The organism is Natronococcus sp. A-GB1 (assembly GCF_029688845.1).
Classification (GTDB): domain Archaea; phylum Halobacteriota; class Halobacteria; order Halobacteriales; family Natrialbaceae; genus Natronococcus.
Window position 1 is genome coordinate 331,298 of record NZ_JARUKW010000002.1, and the last position, 15,725, is coordinate 347,022.

Annotated in this window: 14 protein-coding genes; 3 read left to right on the forward strand and 11 right to left on the reverse strand. The window is 64.1% G+C overall.

The features are described 5' to 3' along the window. Positions 1 to 8 precede the first annotated feature (8 nt). The 7 genes from QA600_RS04280 to QA600_RS04310 all read right to left on the reverse strand — a co-directional run bounded on the left by QA600_RS04280 (position 9) and on the right by QA600_RS04310 (position 7,657). Positions 9 to 779, reverse strand: coding sequence for a DUF2071 domain-containing protein (locus QA600_RS04280; protein ID WP_278290720.1), 771 nt, complete (start codon positions 777 to 779; stop codon positions 9 to 11). A gap of 74 nt (positions 780 to 853) precedes the next feature. Then, positions 854 to 3,520: a leucine--tRNA ligase gene (gene leuS / locus QA600_RS04285; protein ID WP_278290722.1), complete on the reverse strand. Its 2,667-nt coding sequence runs from the start codon at positions 3,518 to 3,520 to the stop codon at positions 854 to 856. 157 nt (positions 3,521 to 3,677) lie between these two features. Further along, the gene (locus QA600_RS04290) at positions 3,678 to 4,097 is read right to left on the reverse strand and encodes an Hsp20/alpha crystallin family protein (protein WP_278290723.1); all 420 of its coding nucleotides are present in this window, start codon (positions 4,095 to 4,097) and stop codon (positions 3,678 to 3,680) included. A gap of 336 nt (positions 4,098 to 4,433) precedes the next feature. Next, positions 4,434 to 4,889 (reverse strand): peroxiredoxin, encoded by a 456-nt coding sequence (locus QA600_RS04295; RefSeq protein ID WP_278290724.1) that lies wholly within the window; start codon positions 4,887 to 4,889, stop codon positions 4,434 to 4,436. 47 nt (positions 4,890 to 4,936) lie between these two features. Then, on the reverse strand, positions 4,937 to 5,806 hold the full coding sequence (locus tag QA600_RS04300) for an ABC transporter permease subunit (RefSeq protein ID WP_278290725.1): 870 nt from the start codon (positions 5,804 to 5,806) through the stop codon (positions 4,937 to 4,939). Next, on the reverse strand, positions 5,803 to 6,732 hold the full coding sequence (locus QA600_RS04305) for an ABC transporter ATP-binding protein (protein ID WP_278290726.1): 930 nt from the start codon (positions 6,730 to 6,732) through the stop codon (positions 5,803 to 5,805). The genes QA600_RS04300 and QA600_RS04305 overlap by 4 nt, the downstream gene beginning before the upstream one ends. 58 nt (positions 6,733 to 6,790) lie before the next feature. Next, entirely contained in the window at positions 6,791 to 7,657 is an 867-nt protein-coding gene (locus QA600_RS04310) for a type II CAAX endopeptidase family protein (protein WP_278290727.1), read from the reverse strand. A 329-nt stretch (positions 7,658 to 7,986) separates the two neighbouring features. Between QA600_RS04310 and QA600_RS04315 the strand changes: the two genes are divergently transcribed. Next, the gene (locus QA600_RS04315; RefSeq protein WP_278290728.1) at positions 7,987 to 9,000 is read left to right on the forward strand and encodes an ABC transporter ATP-binding protein; all 1,014 of its coding nucleotides are present in this window, start codon (positions 7,987 to 7,989) and stop codon (positions 8,998 to 9,000) included. Further along, positions 8,997 to 9,800: an ABC transporter gene (locus QA600_RS04320; RefSeq protein ID WP_278290729.1), complete on the forward strand. Its 804-nt coding sequence runs from the start codon at positions 8,997 to 8,999 to the stop codon at positions 9,798 to 9,800. Before QA600_RS04315 ends, QA600_RS04320 begins: the two co-directional genes overlap by 4 nt. Positions 9,801 to 9,872: 72 nt before the next feature. Here the strand turns inward: QA600_RS04320 and pheA are convergent, their stop codons facing one another. Both pheA and QA600_RS04330 read right to left on the reverse strand, forming a co-directional pair. Then, positions 9,873 to 10,691, reverse strand: a complete 819-nt coding sequence (pheA, locus tag QA600_RS04325) for a prephenate dehydratase (protein WP_278290730.1) — start codon at positions 10,689 to 10,691, stop codon at positions 9,873 to 9,875. 168 nt (positions 10,692 to 10,859) lie between these two features. Beyond that, entirely contained in the window at positions 10,860 to 11,168 is a 309-nt protein-coding gene (locus tag QA600_RS04330) for a non-histone chromosomal MC1 family protein (protein WP_005555158.1), read from the reverse strand. A gap of 236 nt (positions 11,169 to 11,404) precedes the next feature. Here QA600_RS04330 and QA600_RS04335 point away from each other — a divergent pair, with 236 nt between their 5' ends. Further along, on the forward strand, positions 11,405 to 11,602 hold the full coding sequence (locus QA600_RS04335; protein WP_005555160.1) for a hypothetical protein: 198 nt from the start codon (positions 11,405 to 11,407) through the stop codon (positions 11,600 to 11,602). 196 nt (positions 11,603 to 11,798) lie between these two features. Here QA600_RS04335 and QA600_RS04340 read toward each other — a convergent pair whose 3' ends face one another. Further along, positions 11,799 to 13,619, reverse strand: a complete 1,821-nt coding sequence (locus QA600_RS04340) for a phenylalanine--tRNA ligase beta subunit-related protein (RefSeq protein ID WP_278290731.1) — start codon at positions 13,617 to 13,619, stop codon at positions 11,799 to 11,801. Further along, positions 13,619 to 15,127, reverse strand: coding sequence for a phenylalanine--tRNA ligase subunit alpha (locus QA600_RS04345; protein WP_278290732.1), 1,509 nt, complete (start codon positions 15,125 to 15,127; stop codon positions 13,619 to 13,621). The genes QA600_RS04340 and QA600_RS04345 overlap by 1 nt, the downstream gene beginning before the upstream one ends. Positions 15,128 to 15,725 lie beyond the last annotated feature (598 nt).

The following is a 15,725-nucleotide window of genomic DNA, read 5'->3' on the forward strand; positions in this document are numbered from 1 at the left end:
GCGTGCCTCTATTCTCGGTCCGGGAGTCGACGCGGGATCGACCCCCGAATCGGAAGCCGGTCGCAGTAGTGAACGACCGGATCGCCGGTCGGCGACGGAAGTCCGTTAGCCGCGAACATCGTGTTCTCGCGGATCGTCGCCTCGGCCGGCTGGAGCGGCCACGGATCGTGAGCGATCTCTCCACCCATCACGCCCTCGCCCGAGGGGGCGTAGAACCGTCGTCGCTCGGTGAGCCAGTAGGCGAGCGAATCGGTTTCGGGAACGAAGACGTTGCCGTCCGGGCGGTACGACGCCACGAACCGGGCCGGATCACCCGTCTTCGACCGGCGTCGCTCGCTCGAGAATTCGATTCGGTCGCCGCGATCCTCGAGGGACATCCGGGCGGTGTAGACCGGGAGTCGGGTCGCGCGGCCGATCGGTTCGCCAATCATCGGTCTGTCGACGTCGACGCTGAAGAAGTAGAGCGCGGGGTCGCCGCGGTGTTTGACGTACGTTCGGACGTTGAGCTCGGTGATGTCGACCCTCGCGACGGAGGGGGTTCCCCGCAGTCCCGCGTCCGCGAGGACGAACGGCAACACGCTGAGCCAGGCCTGCCCGTCCCGGGTCTCGAGCTCGAGCTGGTCGGGAAGGTGGGGCCGAAGCGCCTCGGGCTCGATCGGCCAGTGGGCGAACAGCCCCGTCCGCCAGGTCATCGCGGCGACGTACGGCGCCCTCGGGCTCGAGACGCCGGCAACGGGCCACCGGGCGGGGTCCGTCTGCGCTCTGCCGTCGTTCGTCATTCGAGCCGTACTACACACGGACGCGGAAATAAAAGAACAGCCTGCCCGTTCCACGCTCGTCGGCTCAGCCGCCGTCAGTTCTCGGCGCCGTCCTCGATCTCGATCGCCGGCCGTCCGGGCTCGGCGTTTTTCAGGACGCTCTCGTCGACCGCCTCGGCGCGGCGAACGCTGACCGGGGCCTCGAACTCGCGCTCGAGCAGCCACGCCGCCGACTCGAGGGCCTCGCGTTCCGCGTCGGGCTCGAGGGTCGTCGACAGCGCCTCGCGCTCGGCCTGCAGGTCCTGGCCGTAGTCGGCCGCGGCGTCACCCTGTTCACGGATGTGGGGCTCCTGCATGAGTTCGCCGATCAGATTGTCGGCGTCGCTCTCGACGGCGATCTCTAAGGCGTCGTACTTCCAGTCGGGCGCGACGACGACGTCGATCGCCTGGGGGTCCTCGATGCCGGCGACGTCGACGATGTCGCGGACGTCCTCGCGGGTGTTTTCGACCAGCTGGCGGCGCTTCCGGACGTGGTCGCGGTCGACCTCGGCGGTCGGCCACTCGGCCTCGGCGGCGAACCCGTCGTAGCCGAGCTCGTCGTACAGCTCCTCGGCGATGTGGGGCGCGACGGGCGCCAACAGCCGGACGACCGCCGACAGTCCTCGCTCGTAGGTGTCGGCGTGGGGCTCGGCGTACTCCGAATACTGTCTGAGCGTCCGCACCAGGTCCTGGACCTCCCGCAGCGCCCGGTTGAACGTCAGCTCGTCGTACTTCTCGGTCGCGATGGCGACCGTCGCGTCGATTTCGCCGTCGACGTAGCTCGCGACGGCGTCGTCGTCGCCGTCGGGATCGTCGTACTCCTCGACCATCTCCTGCAGGCGCGTCAGGAAGGCGTACGTCGAGCGGACGCCCTCCTCGCTCCAGTCGAAGTCCCGCTCGGGCTGGGCGGCCTGCATCATGAACAGGCGGGCGGTGTCGGCGCCGTACTCCTCGACGATCCGCTGGGGTGAGACGACGTTGCCCTTCGATTTCGACATCTTCTCGCCCTCGAGCTGGACCATCCCCTGGGCGAGCAGGTTCGTGAAGGGCTCGCGGTGCTCTAAGCCCTCGTGGTCGGCCAGCACCTTCGTGAAGAATCTTGAATAGAGCAGGTGCATCACGGCGTGTTCGATCCCGCCGACGTACTGATCGACGGGCATCCAGTCGTTGGCCTGTTCTAAATCGAAGGGCGCCGCCTCGAGATCCGGCGAGACGTACCGCAGGAAGTACCACGAGGAGTCGACGAAGGTGTCCATCGTGTCCGTCTCGCGGGTAGCGGCCCCGCCACACTCCGGACAGGTCGTCTCCTTCCACTCCTCGGCCTCGTCCAGCGGGTTGCCGGTGGTGTTGATGAACGCCGGCAGCTCGACGGGCAGCTCCTCCTCGGGGAGGACGACCGATCCACAGCTGTCGTGGCAGTGGACGACCGGGATCGGCGTCCCCCAGTAGCGCTGCCGGGAGATCCCCCAGTCCCGGAGCTGGTACTGGGTGGTCCAGTCGGCGGTGTCGATCGCCTCGGTCAACCGTTCGCGGGCGGTATCGCTCTCGAGGCCGGTGTACCCCCCGGAGTTGACGAGCACCCCGTCCTCGGTGAACGCCTCCTCGCTGACGTCAGGCGCCTCGGGGACGGTCTCGCCGTCCCAGTCGTCAGGTTCGGGGGCGACGACGGGAACGATCTCCTCGCCCATCTTCGTCGCGAAGGCGTGGTCGCGCTCGTCGTGGCCCGGCACCGCCATCAGCGCGCCCGTCCCGACGTCCGAGAGGACGAAGTCGGCGACGTAGACGGGGATCTCTTCGCCCGTAACGGGGTTCGTGGCGGTCAGGTCGGTTTCGACGCCGTTGGGCTCGTCGCCTTCGGGGTCGGCCTCCTCGTCGATGAAATGCCGTACGTCGTCGTCCTCCTCAGCCACCTGCTCGCTGATCGGGTGGTCCGGCGCGAGCGCGAAAAACGTCGCGCCGTGGATGGTATCGACGCGGGTCGTGAAGGCCTCGACGCTGCCGTGCCCGTCTATGGAGAACTCGAGTTCGGTCCCCTCCTGGCGGCCGATCCAGTTGCGCTGCATCTGGCGCACCGAGTTGGGCCACCCCTCGAGGTCGTCGATGTCCTCGAGCAGTTCGTCCGCGTACTCGGTGATCTTCAGGAACCACTGCTCGAGTTCGCGCTCCTCGACCGGCGTATCGCAGCGCCAGCAGAGTTCGGCCTCGCCCTCGACCTGCTCGTCGGCGAGGACGGTCTCGCACTCGGGACACCAGTTGACCTCGGCGTCCCGTCGATCGACCAGCCCCTCCTCGTGGAACCGGGCGAAGAGCCACTGGTTCCACCGGTAGTACTCCGGCGTGCAAGTGGCGATCTCGCGCTCCCAGTCGTAGCCAAAGCCCATCGACTCCATCTGGCCGCGCATCGTCTCGATGCAGTCGAACGTCCAGTCTCGCGGGTTGGTGTCGCGCTCCTTGGCCGCGTTCTCGGCGGGGAGGCCGAATGCGTCCCACCCCATCGGGTGGAGCACGTCGTCGCCCTGCAGCCGCCGGAACCGGGCATAGGCGTCCGTGATGGTGTAGTTTCGGACGTGGCCCATGTGGAGTTTGCCCGACGGGTACGGATACATCCCGAGGACGTACGTCGGATCATCGACGTCGTCGGGCGTCCGGTAGACGTCCGCCTCGTCCCACGCCTCCTGCCAGCGTCGTTCGACCGCCGCGTGGTCGTATCCCGCGTCGCTCATCTGTTTATATACGTGTGGTAGCGTCGCCATCCTATACCTTTCTATACAGTGGGCGGACCCTCATCCGGACTGGCGTGTCGAAAAGAACGGCGTCCGCGTTTGGTTCGACTCGATTGCTCGGGTCGTCGAGAACGTGGCGTTTCGATCTCGAGGACGACTACTCGATGTCGATCGCTCTCGAGTCGTCGCCGCCCTCGACCTTCGGCAGGCGGACCGTCAGAACGCCGTTCTCGAAGCTCGCCGACACCGACCCCTCCTCGACTGGGTCCGGAAGCCGAATCCGACGGTTGACCGACGTCCGAGTCCGCTCGCGCCGGATGTACCGCTCGGAAGCGTGCTCGAGTTCGTCGGCCCGCTCGGCCTCGAGGCGAAGGGTCCCCTCGGCGAGGGTAAGCTCGATGTCGTCGGTGTCGTAGCCGGGGAGATCGGCCGTGACGACGTACTCCTCGGCCCTGTCGGCGACGTCGACCGGTACCGATCCCGGCACCTGAAGCCCGCCGCCGCCCATCCCGCCTTCGACCTGCTTGCTGACACGGTCGAGCATCTCCTCGATCTCATCGAACGGGTTTCGTCGCATACTTCAGCGTAGGTACTCGAAGGGGATAAATTCTGCTCGGAACGGAGTTCGAAAAGGACCACGCGAACAGGTGGCTCGGCTCCTCTGTTTTCCCTGATCTCGAGGAGGCGTGGTCCGTATCGTCGTGCTCGGCTCTCGACACGCGATACGCCGTCTGATTGATCACCGGACTTGCTATCGTCCCGCGACGTCAGCGCATTCTACGCCAGGGAACATAAAATCTATGCTTGTCACACTCACGCATTCGCGCTCGTCGTTCGACAACTCCGGTGTGTCCCTCGAAACAACCACAGTGGCCGCTCTCGAGGCCACAGCGAAACGGGACGGGAGAAACGACTACTCGGGGAGCGTCACGCGTCCGTCCTCGAGCGCGTCGAGCAACACCTGCCGTGCGTGACCGTCCGGGTCGACATCCTCGTAGGCGGCCTTGACCTCGCCGTCGCCGATGAAGAACGTCGTCCGCGCGGTCGCGCCGTTTCGAACCTCGACGTCAAACGCCTCGGCGAGCTCGGCGTCGGGATCTGCCAGCAGGTCGAACTCGAGCCCCTCAGACTCGCAAAACGACTGGTGGGAGTCGACGTCGTCCGTCGAGACGCCGTAGACGTCAACGCCGGCCTCGTGGTAGGTCTCGAGTTCGTGCTGGAACTGGGTCGCCTCGGTCGTACAGCCCGGGGTCTCGTCTCGCGGGTAGAAGTACAGCACCGTGGGATGTTCGAACTCGAGGACGACCTCCTCGCCGTCCTGGTTGCGCGCGGTGACGGTCGGTGCGTCGTCGCCTGCGGTGAGTGCCATACCCGTAGTACGGTGGGAGGGTGAAAAACGATTTGGACAGCGCCCCGCTACGAGAGGTCGGCGTCGCGAAAGCGGAGGTAGCCGACCGCGAGCGGGAGGGTGATCCAGAACAGCAGTACCGCGGTCAGGAACAGCGGTTCGTGAACGAGCGCCTCGGTCGTACCGGATGGTGTCTGTTCGGTCTGTGTCGCACTAACTCCCTCCTCCGTCGCGGTGATAGCGATCTGGCTCGCCTCGGGAAGGAGTACGTCCGCACTCGTACTCATCGCGGTAAGGGGGTTGAGGTGGTCGACGACGGCGATCCACGTCGGCGGATCGGCGCCAGGAAGATTTCGGTTGACCGCGTAGTAGAGCCCGTCGACGACGTACGACCAGAGGACGGTCGCGAGAAGGTACCCGCCGATGGCGACGCTGATCGCTCTGGTTCTGGTCTCGGCGACGGCCGAAATTCCGACCGCGATCGAGACGATTGCCGCCGTCGAGAGGACGACGAACAGCACGTACGCCGCGATCGGGATGAGCGGCGGGAGTCCGACCGTCACCGCGATCATTGCGATCGCCGCCAGAAACCCGCCCAGAACAGCGGCCGCGAGAACGGCCGTCCGGCCGACGAACTTGCCGAGCAACACGTCCAGCCGGGAGTGAGGAAGCCCGAGCAGGAATTTCATATTGCCCGTTTCGCGCTCACCGACGATCGCTTGATACCCGACGAGGAGGCCGAGTATCGGCAGCACGACCTCCGTCGCCGGCCCCTCGAGAAACCGTGCTGCGAGTTCGGGATCCGGGTCCTCGACGACCGCCAGGACGATTCCCTGTGTGAGAACGATAAATCCGAGAAAGATCGCGGTGGCGACCCACAGCGCTCTCGAGCGAATTGCGTCGGCGACGTCCTTGCGCGCGATATCGACGACTGTCATGGGCTCGCCTCCGCGACGCCTTCCTCGAACACCGACTCGAGCGACCGCTCTTCGGCGCTGAAATCCTCGATTTTCGAGTGCGATTCGATCGTTCGAAGGACCTCCGCTTTCGCGTCATTACTCGAGAGTGAGATGGTGAGAGAAGGTGCTTCGGGGCTGCTATCGGTAACCGCACATTCCGTAACCGAGTCGACCGATTTGACGGCAGTCAGAACCTCTCGAGAAACGGCGTCGGTCTCGACTTCGAGTTCGACCGCGGCGCCGGTTCCGGATTTGAGTTCCTCGAGATCCCCGCTCATTCGGAGTTCACCGTCGACGAGGATTCCGATGCGATCGCTGACTTCCTCTACCTGCTCGAGAACGTGGCTTGAGAAGAAGACGGCCGCACCACGATCCCGTTCCTCGAGTACGATTTCCCTGAGAAGTCGAATTCCGGCCGGATCGAGTCCGCTCGAGGGTTCGTCGAGCACAAGCAGATCGGGCTTACCGACCAGTGCTAACGCTATTCGCAGCCGCTGTTTCATCCCCGTCGAGTACTCGCCTACCGGACGCCGTACTGCGGTCGCCTCGAGCCCGACGCGATCGGCCAATGCGTCCGGATCGCCGTCCGCTCCCATCGAGTCGATAGCGAACCGGAGATGCTTCCGTCCCGAGAGCCGATCGTACAGCTGATATCGCTCCGGTAACACGCCAATTCGGTGTTTGATTTCGGCAGATCCCTCGCAGACGTCTCTGCCGAGGACTCGAGCAGTCCCGTCGGTCGGGTGTACGTACGACAGTAACATCGCGATCGTCGTCGACTTGCCGGCGCCGTTCGGGCCGAGAAATCCGTACACTTCGCCGGCCTCTACCTCGAGATCGATTTTCGAGACGACGGTCTGAGATCCATACTGCTTCGTCAGGTCGTTCGTCCGTATTGCGCTCATCGGCTTCTCACTGGCTGCCCTATAGTACTTATTTGTGAAAGTTATTACTATCGGATTATCATCCAGTGGAATTTGCTTGGTAGACGAGTAGTACGGTGGCCGAGGCAACTACTAGTACGAGCAACACGAACGGAGAGACGGTAGCGGTCGCCCAGTTTCCGCCGAACAGGAAACCGGCTTCGGCGTACTCGTAGCTAACTATCGCTCGTTCCGGTTGCGTTTCGGCGGGCTCGATCGAGATTACCTGAGTGTGAAACACGGTATTCCAGACGGCGTGAAGTATGACCGCGTTCCAGACACTTCCCGTGTAGTAGGTGACGAGCGCGTACAGCAGCCCCGCTGAGGTTGCGACCAGCACGTAGAGTTCCGACGCGCCGGGGCCCGCGACCTTGCCATTGTGCAGCAGTCCAAACAGTATCGACGTCAACACGATGGCCGCCGGCCATCCCCAGTTGTGGCCGATAAACGAGAGCAGATACCCGCGAAATACGAGCTCCTCCGTTATTGCGGCCAGCAGTCCTAACAACACTGCACTGAGTAGTACCCTCGAGAGAAACCGTCCATCGCTGGCGTGTATCTCGAGCGTCCCCGACAGACCCGCGATGCTACCGACGGTGACGACTCCAACGAGGACGACTGCAACCCCCGCCCACCGAAGGATCGACCGACTGGGTACCGTAATAAACACCGACTTGCGTGGGATTTTGACGAGCCTCGGGACGAAAAGGTAGACGGCCAGTGCGACCGGGATGCCGATCAGTGCCCCCTCCGCTTCCGGGAGGAGCCATGGAATCGAAAGAAGGCTGTTTGCGAGTATGTGGGAGCCGATCAGTACTGTGAACATAACTGCAAGCAGAATCAATGACAGGGTTGCGACTCTCCACTCTTCGACGGCTCCGAGACGACTGTTGGGATCCAGGCTCATGAGTTCAGTATTTTGCGGTCGATCTCTGAGGAGTCGACGGATCTTTCGACTCGGTTCAGCAGCATCTCGTCGCGACCAAAACGAGGTGGTCATAGGGCTGTTCCTCCGAACGTCGCGCCTAGAAGGATCCGATCTCGACGCTGAGATTACCGCTCAGCGTATCGCCATCGTATCCAGCTTCGATGTATTGTAGCATGGGTATGTCACCCGAGTCCGAATGGCCTCGCTTTCGGTTATAAACTTGAAAGACGACGTGGTGCCGGAAGCACCTCGCTCGCCGCGGATTGGTGCAAGATTATTTGTACGATCACGAGGCCCCGATTCGCTGTATGACTGAGAATGATGATCCAACCACAGACCCAATCATTTCTGTCGAGAATCTGGTCGTGGCGTACGATCGAGCAGAAGAAACAGTTCGTGCAGTCGACGGTATCGATCTGCAGATCGAACCGGGAACGATCGTCGGACTGATCGGACCGAACGGGGCCGGAAAGACGACACTTCTCAAGACGTTCCTCGGGCTGGTCTCTCCGACGGGAGGACGTGTTCGAGTCGATGGAACCGACGTCGCGGAGCATCCACATCGCGCTCACGCGACGATGGCCGCGGTGCTCGAGGGCGCTCGAAGCACGTACTGGCGGCTAACGGTCCGGGAGAACCTCGAGTTTTTTAGCCGGATGAACGCCGCGGGACGCGGTGACGAGCGCGACCGGATCCGCGAGGTCATCGATCGATTGGACCTCGCCGACCTCTCAACGGCGGTGGTGAACGATCTCTCTCGAGGGCAAAAACAGCGAGTCTCGCTGGCAGCGGCGCTCGTACAGGACCCCGAGATACTGTTCTTGGACGAACCGACGATCGGACTCGACACCGAGGGGTCGCTTGAGCTCCAATCGTCGCTCGTCGACCTCGCGGAGCAGCACGGAACGACTATCGTGCTCTCGAGTCACGATCTGCACGCGATCGAGTCGATCTGTGATCGGGGTATCGTCCTCGACGACGGCCACGTTGTGGCGGACGACTCCGTCGAAAACCTGGTCGATATTTTCCGAACGGAGGTGTACGAGCTGGTCGTCGAGGGGACACTCTCGTCGTCCGCACGAGGCGAAATCGAACGAGCGTACGAGATCGTCTCCTGTACCGAGCTTCGAGACCGGACGGCGCTGGAGGTTGCCGTTCCGGACGGCAACCGTATTCACGAGCTAACCGGTGCGATGGTCGCACACGGCTCGCAGATCGAGTCGGTTCGGACTCTCGAGGGAAGCCTCGAGGCCGTCCTCGACTCGCTTTCGTTCGAGCGGTCCCGACCGCTCGAACGGCGTCCACTGCGGGGCGCGCCATGAGCGGGCGCTACTCGAGGTCGCCGACCGCACTCACATCGGCACTGTCCGCGCTGGTACGGCGGGATCTGCTCATCATGCGACGGTACCCACTGAACACCGCTGGTGCGGTACTGGGTCTGTACGCGCTGTTCCTTCTGGTCTACGTCGGCGGGCGCTCGCTCGTCGGCCCGAGTTTCGGCGAGACGCTCGGTGCACTGATCGTCGGTTTCTTTCTGTTCGTCATGGCGAACGCCTCCTACCAGTCGCTCGCGGGGCTGTTCGCGACCGAGGCGAAGTGGGGAACCCTGGAACAGCTGTACCTCTCACCGATCGGTTTCGGCCCTATCGCGGTGTTGTTGTCGCTCAGTTCGCTGCTGGTAACGTTCTCGGTCGGGTTCGCGATGCTCGCGCTGATGCTCCTGACGACGGGAGAATCGATCTCGCTCGACCTCCTCAGTATCGTTCCGATCGTCGTCCTCACGCTTCTGTCGACGATCGGACTCGGGCTGCTGTTCGGCGGCGCGACGGTCCGTTACAAGAACGTCAGCGCGGTCTTCGGCCTCGTCAAGTTCGCGCTCGTCGCCTGTATCGCTCTCGGGCCCGCCTCGACGGAGTTCGTCGTGTTGAAGCTGCTCCCGCTTACGCAGGGGAGTTACCTGCTGCAGCGGGTAATGAACGAGGGCGTCCGACTCTGGGAACTCGAGCCTACAGAGCTCTCGGTGCTCGCGGTCGTGGGGATCACGTACTTCGTTCTCGGCTACGCGCTCTTCCGATACTGTACCGACCGCGCTCGAGCAGCCGGGGTGATGGGACACTACTGATCGCCGCCGACCGCCCTCGAGGAGGGCGAAGAAACCGTCGATCCGCGACCGAGACGCTCGAGCACCCCTCACTCACTCGACGACGTGTTCGGTATCGTACGACCCGAGCCGTCGCACCCACCCCTTCTCGGCTAGCTCCTCGATGTCCTCGAGCGCCTCGATCGTCCGGGACTCGTACAGCCCCGCCTCGACGTCGATGTGGAAGACGTAGTCGCCGAGTCGCTGGCCGCTGGGTCGGGACTCGACGCGCGAGAGGTTGATGTCCCGCTCGGCGAAGGGCTCGAGCAGCTCGAGCAACAGCCCGGGGTAGTTCGCGTTCGGATAGACGACGAACGTCGACTTCCCGCCGCCCGTCGAGCGCTCGTCGGCGGACGCGAGCGCGAAAAACCGCGTCGCGTTCGAGTCCTGGTCCTGGATGTCCTCAGCGAGCACCTCGAGCCCGTTCTCGATGTCGGCGTTCGCGGGGTGGCCGATCCCCGCGATCGAGGCGTCGTCGCGGGCGAACTCGACGCCCTGAGCGGTGCTGGCGACGGCCTCGAGGGTCGCGTCGGGATACTCGCGCTCGAGGTAGGAACGACACTGCGCGAGCGCCTGGGAGTGGCTGGCGATCGTGTCGAACTCCGGCCCCTGGGCGAGCAGCGCGTGGCGGATCGGGGTGACGATTTCGCGGACGATCGCGACGTCGTACTCGGCGACGGCATCCAGGCTCTCGGTGACGCTGCCTTCGATGCTGTTCTCGATAGGAACGATCCCGCGGTCGTACTCGCCGGTCGCGACGGCCTCGACGATCGAGGTCACCGACTGTCGGAACCCGATCTCGTCGTCCTCGGCGATCGCGCTCGCTGCCCGGTGCGAGTAGGTCCCTTCGGGACCGAGCGTGACTGTACGCATTGGCTCAGTCTTTGCCGGACCGCGTCAAAAGCGCGTCGGAGCGGACGCGTTCGGCCCGGCCGATCGCTCGACTCGCCTCGAGGACGGACCCGGAACCCGAGTTACGACCGAGCGTTCGGCTCGCGGTTCGGAACGGCATCCTCCGCAAAACAATCGGTTCTCGGACGGCTACTCCTCGAGGTGGTCGATTCCCTTCTTGGCGACGTTCGCTTCCGTGATCTCGCTGGGCATCCAGTCGGGCTTGTCGTCGGGGGCGGTCTCCTCCCAGGCCCAGCCGTCGTAGATGTGGACCTTGTCGGTACCTTTCTCCCGGAGCCGGAGCTCGATTCGATCCGCCGCGTCCTCGCTCGAGCCCGGCTCGAGTCGGCGGGCCGCCTTGAGTGCGGCCTGTCGCGGCGTGTTTCCCGAGAAGACGCTCGTCTCGTCGCCGCCCGATTCTCGCAGTGCGAAGTTTCGCTTTCCGTCCTCACGTACCATAGTTTTAGCCTCCATGTCAGTTCTGCACACGATCAGACATAAAGATATCCCCCAAAATCGACGGACTGCGCTACTATGTTTAAATGATCCTGTTGGATCGACCCGGTCAGTGATCCACCCAAATCAGTGCTACGGCACGGGCGCGCGGTAGGTTCGGATCCGAAACGAGATCATTCGCTGTGTCGTAGAAAACACTTAAGTATATCCTACGGCGAAATGCGACCTAGAATCCCGCGATGGTCCGGAAAAAGAAGTTGAGTCCAAGCGGTGCGAAAGACGAAGACGGCAACTACCACAACGTCCATCTGAACCTCCACGAGGACGAACTCGCAGTCGCGGGTATGGATATCGGCGACGAAGTTTTCGTTCGCGTCCGGGACGGGAAGATCATCATCCAGAAAGCTAACGAAGAAGAGGTAGAACACGAGTTTTGACGTTTGCTCCGCCGAGTTCCGTTCCGTTTTCGTATAGCCGCAGCTTCGAACCGGCGTTCGCGGTCGTCGATGAACTGAGATCGACGTTTCCCGACTATCCGGGTAGCCACACCGTTTCTGGCCGTTCGCTGGTCGCTTCTCTTCCGAACTGACGGTCGAGAGAGTAACGTCGACTCGATCGCAGATTCGATCGGCTCTACCGTAGCGCCTCGATATCGAATTCGAACGCCGCGACGGGCACCTCGAGGTCGTGCTCGACGAGCACTTTCGGGTGGATCTCGCCGACGACACCGACGACCTCGCCGTCGATGACGACGTCGGCCGCTCGACCCGGGATGAAGGTCGGATGCTCCGTGGCGGGCGTCTCGAGTTCGACGTCGAAATCACGGGCGAGCGCTTGAAGCCGCGCCTTGGCGTCCTCGTAGCCCGAACCGTGGCTCGCGAGGACGGCCCCAACGTGGCGTCCCTCGCCGACCCCCGTGTTCTCGGTTTCGTCGAGTTCGGCGGCGAAGCCGACCTCCGAGAGGTGTTGTGGGTACGCGCGGTGGGTGTTGTTCTCGAGCACCTGTAGCAGCGAGGGCAGACACCAGGTTCGGAGCATCGTGTAGTCCTCGCTGTAGGGCTCCTTGATCGTCGCAGGCTCGCCCGCACCGTAGGCGTCAGTCCCCGGTTCCACGCCGAGGCGCTCGTAGTTCTGTCCCTCGTCGATCATGTGGAAGTTGAGCATGTCCTCGAAGCCGAGCCCGACGAGCTGCGTTCGAGCCGCGCGCTCGAGCCGGGACCGCTCGTGGCGGCCGCCGACGGTGCCGACCTCGGGGTAGCGGGGCTCGAGGTCGTTGAACCCGTAGGCCCGTCCGAGGTCATCGATGACGTCGAGCGGGTGAAGCACGTCGACGCGGTAGGGTGGGATCGCCACCTCGTAGACGAGATCGTCCGTCGACACGCCCTCGGCTTTCGACTCGTCCGAACCCGTCGGGCTGTCCCGTTCCTCGAGTCCGTCTCGGTCCTCCAGGGGTGTAATGGAACTCCCGTCGTCGCCCGTCGCTTCGTTCTCGCTTCTCGTGGCGGCGAGCCCCGAGCGCTCGGCCAGATCGATCACCTCGTCGGGATCGAGATCGATTCCGAGGAGGGTCTCGATACGGTCGTGGGCGACCCGTTTCGTCTTCGTCGAGAGGTCGGGGCGCACCAACTCGCTGTCGGGGTACTCGACCCGGACATCCTCGAGCGTCGCACCCCGCGCTGCGAGCGCGTAGCAGACGATGTTCAGCATCTTGTCGATCGTCCACTGATCGGTGCCGGTCATCTCGACGAATAGATCGCGCGAATCGGTCGAGACCTCGGTCCGACGACCGTTGATCACCGGCGGGAACGAGAACAGTCCGACGTCGTCGTAGATTGCCGGGTAGCGCTCGTACTCGCTGACGAGGCCGGCGTACTCGCGACCCGTCTGGTGTTCCTCGAGGACCTCTGCCGGCGTCAGCTCGGCGTCGGAATCGAGCGGGACGAACCGGTCCCCGTCGGGTTCGACGCCGACGTACCGAATCGTGGGGTTGCCCTCGGTGGCCGGACTTCCCTTGAGCATCGTCAGATCGTGAATCCCGATCGCGCCCTTCGCGCGCTTGCGGCCCATCGTCGCGTGGAGCTTCTCCTGGAGCTGGATGAGCGAGTCCAGCCCGTCCTCGTCGAGATCGACGTCGCGGATCACCGCGCCCGTGACGTAGGGTCGCTCGTCGGGGACCGACTCGTCGACCTCGATCGTCCACTCGGCGGAGTTAGTGGAGGGAACGTGCACGCCGCGGGCGTCGCCGTACTGGTAGCGCATCGAGCGAGCGACGCCCTCGACCGAGAGCCGATCGAGGCGGTCGGGCGCGAACTCGAGTTCGAACTCGTCGTCTTCGGTCCAGCCCTCGAACTCGAGGCCGAGGCCGAACAGCTCCTCCTGCAGTTCCTCGTCGCTTTTTTCCTCGTGGCCAGTCAGCTCGCGCAGCTCGTCGGGGTCGATGTCGACGGTTGGCATCAGTAGGTCACCTCCGCGTTCCGCAGGAACTCGAGGTCGGCAAGCGTCCCGTGGAGGTCACGGATATCCTCCGCGCCGGTCGCGAGCATCGCGAGCCGTTCGAGCGCGAGCCCCCAGGCCATGACGTCGCAGTCGACGCCGAGGGGCTCGAGCATCTCTTCGCGGAAGATCCCCGAGTTACCGATCTCGATCAGTTCGCCCGTCGTCGGATGGGTGCCGAAGAGCTCGAAGCTCGGTTCGGTGTAGGGGTTGTAGTGCGGTTTGAACTGGATATCCTCGATGCCGAACTGGGCGTAGAACTCCTCGAACGTTCCCATCAGGTCTCGCACCGAGAGATCCTCGGCCATCACCCAGCCCTCGATCTGGTAGAACTCGAGCAGGTGGGTCGCGTCCAGCGTATCGTTGCGGTAGGCCTTCTCGACGCTGAAGTAGCGGGCGGGCGGTTCGATTTCGCCGATTTCCTCGCCCGAAAGGTACCGCGTGGAGAGCGAGGTCGTGTGCCCCCGCAGGGCGAGTGCCCGCGCGAAGTCCTCATCCCAGGGCGAGTGGTACCCCTCGCCGTCCTCGCCGACTCCCTCCCGGTGGGCGCGCTCGACGCGTTCGACGAGATCCTCTGGAAGCTCGTCGATGTGCGTCGGCTGCTCGAGGGCGAAGCGGTCCCAGTGCGTTCTGGCGGGGTGGTCCTGGGGCATGAACAGGCAGTCGTTGATCCAGAAGTCCGCGTCGGCGTGGGGGCCGTCCATCTCCTCGAAGCCCATCCCGACGAGGACGTCCTTGACGCGTTCGGACATCTCCCGGAGGACGTGGACGCGCCCGCCCTCGACGGTCTCGGCGTCGGCCTCGACGTTGTACTCGGCGAACTCGACGTCCTGCCAGTCGCCGCTGGTGAGCAGCTCGGGGGTCACCTGGCCGACGGTCTCGGCAGTTTCGACGCCGGCCATCAGCTCCGTCACGCCCTGCTCGGTGAGTTCCACCTCGCGGATCGTCGATTCGGCGACCTCGGCGAGTCCGCGGCGCTCGAGCTGATCGAGGACGTCGCCCGCCTCGAGCGTCCCCCCGTCGGCGAGCGACTCGAGGGCGTTGGCCTCCGGATCCGCGGCGGGGTCGGCGTCGGGATCGGCCATGATTTCGCCGCTGTCGATCGAGCCGTAACCCTTCCGGGCGTAGTTCGAGAGCGCGATGTCGACCTCTGCGCCCTCGAGTCCCGAACTTCCGATAACCTGCCCCATCGGGACGGGGTCGGCGTCGGCGCCGGCCTCGAGAGCGGCCTCGTAAAGCCGGACCTCGGGCAGGCCGTCCTCGACGTACGTCCGTCCCTCGTCGGTGAGCGAGATCGTTTCGTCGACACGTTCCGTGACGGCGACCAGTCCCTGCTCCTCGAGCTCGAAGGCCGCCCCGGTGACGGTTTCGGGCGGCAGGTCGGTCGCCGCGGCGAGGGCGTCGACGGGCGTCGCCTCGTCGGCGTTCGCGGCCTCGAGGACCGCGACCTGTGATTCTGGTAGTTGCATTCGCTTGTCTGAATGGCTGTCGGTCGGTCAGTTAGCGGTTCCGACTCCGTTCGGCGTGCGCTCCTCGATCGGACTGCCCGACTCGGGCGCCGCTCGAGGGCGCGACAGTCGCGGACGGTTTCGCCGAGGACGATCGGTGTGATCGCCCTCGAGTCCACCGGCCCGGTTACCGGGCGAAAAAGAAGCCGAACCCCTGAGCCGTAGCTGACTGGCGGACGACGCGCCGATCGCAGGGTTCGGATGCCATGTGAGAACGATTGCAACGGTGGTGCAAAAGCGTTACGCGACGTTCGCTATTCGGAATTTATCCTTCGGCCGGTAGTGTTCCACGCGACAGCACTACTCCGAAAGCCCTGATTCAGTTCGAGGAAGGCAGGCGACCGTAGGACCGCAGCCGTCAGGCGAGGACCGCACGGAGCCTCCCGACTCGAACGGAGTCGCCCCTTTCAGTCCCACCCATCGGCGGCTGACGAGGGGGCCGTCACGGAGAACCAATACGGGTAGCTGGAGGAGAGCGTGTCATAGAATTATTCTCGTGGAGCTGCTTTCATCCCTATTCCAGTGAACCAACCGCTACGTAGGATATTTACTGAGCGAA

What these genes read in the sequence shown, in the direction of transcription:
- QA600_RS04320 (WP_278290729.1), top strand. Translation starts at nt 8,997, where the DNA reads ATGAGCGGGCGCTACTCGAGGTCGCCGACCGCACTCACATCGGCACTG.
- QA600_RS04330 (WP_005555158.1), bottom strand. Translation starts at nt 11,168, where the DNA reads ATGGTACGTGAGGACGGAAAGCGAAACTTCGCACTGCGAGAATCGGGC.
- QA600_RS04340 (WP_278290731.1), bottom strand. Translation starts at nt 13,619, where the DNA reads ATGCCAACCGTCGACATCGACCCCGACGAGCTGCGCGAGCTGACTGGC.
- leuS (WP_278290722.1), bottom strand. Translation starts at nt 3,520, where the DNA reads ATGAGCGACGCGGGATACGACCACGCGGCGGTCGAACGACGCTGGCAG.
- QA600_RS04310 (WP_278290727.1), bottom strand. Translation starts at nt 7,657, where the DNA reads ATGAGCCTGGATCCCAACAGTCGTCTCGGAGCCGTCGAAGAGTGGAGA.
- pheA (WP_278290730.1), bottom strand. Translation starts at nt 10,691, where the DNA reads ATGCGTACAGTCACGCTCGGTCCCGAAGGGACCTACTCGCACCGGGCA.
- QA600_RS04295 (WP_278290724.1), bottom strand. Translation starts at nt 4,889, where the DNA reads ATGGCACTCACCGCAGGCGACGACGCACCGACCGTCACCGCGCGCAAC.
- QA600_RS04305 (WP_278290726.1), bottom strand. Translation starts at nt 6,732, where the DNA reads ATGAGCGCAATACGGACGAACGACCTGACGAAGCAGTATGGATCTCAG.
- QA600_RS04280 (WP_278290720.1), bottom strand. Translation starts at nt 779, where the DNA reads ATGACGAACGACGGCAGAGCGCAGACGGACCCCGCCCGGTGGCCCGTT.
- QA600_RS04290 (WP_278290723.1), bottom strand. Translation starts at nt 4,097, where the DNA reads ATGCGACGAAACCCGTTCGATGAGATCGAGGAGATGCTCGACCGTGTC.
- QA600_RS04315 (WP_278290728.1), top strand. Translation starts at nt 7,987, where the DNA reads ATGACTGAGAATGATGATCCAACCACAGACCCAATCATTTCTGTCGAG.
- QA600_RS04345 (WP_278290732.1), bottom strand. Translation starts at nt 15,127, where the DNA reads ATGCAACTACCAGAATCACAGGTCGCGGTCCTCGAGGCCGCGAACGCC.
- QA600_RS04335 (WP_005555160.1), top strand. Translation starts at nt 11,405, where the DNA reads ATGGTCCGGAAAAAGAAGTTGAGTCCAAGCGGTGCGAAAGACGAAGAC.
- QA600_RS04300 (WP_278290725.1), bottom strand. Translation starts at nt 5,806, where the DNA reads ATGACAGTCGTCGATATCGCGCGCAAGGACGTCGCCGACGCAATTCGC.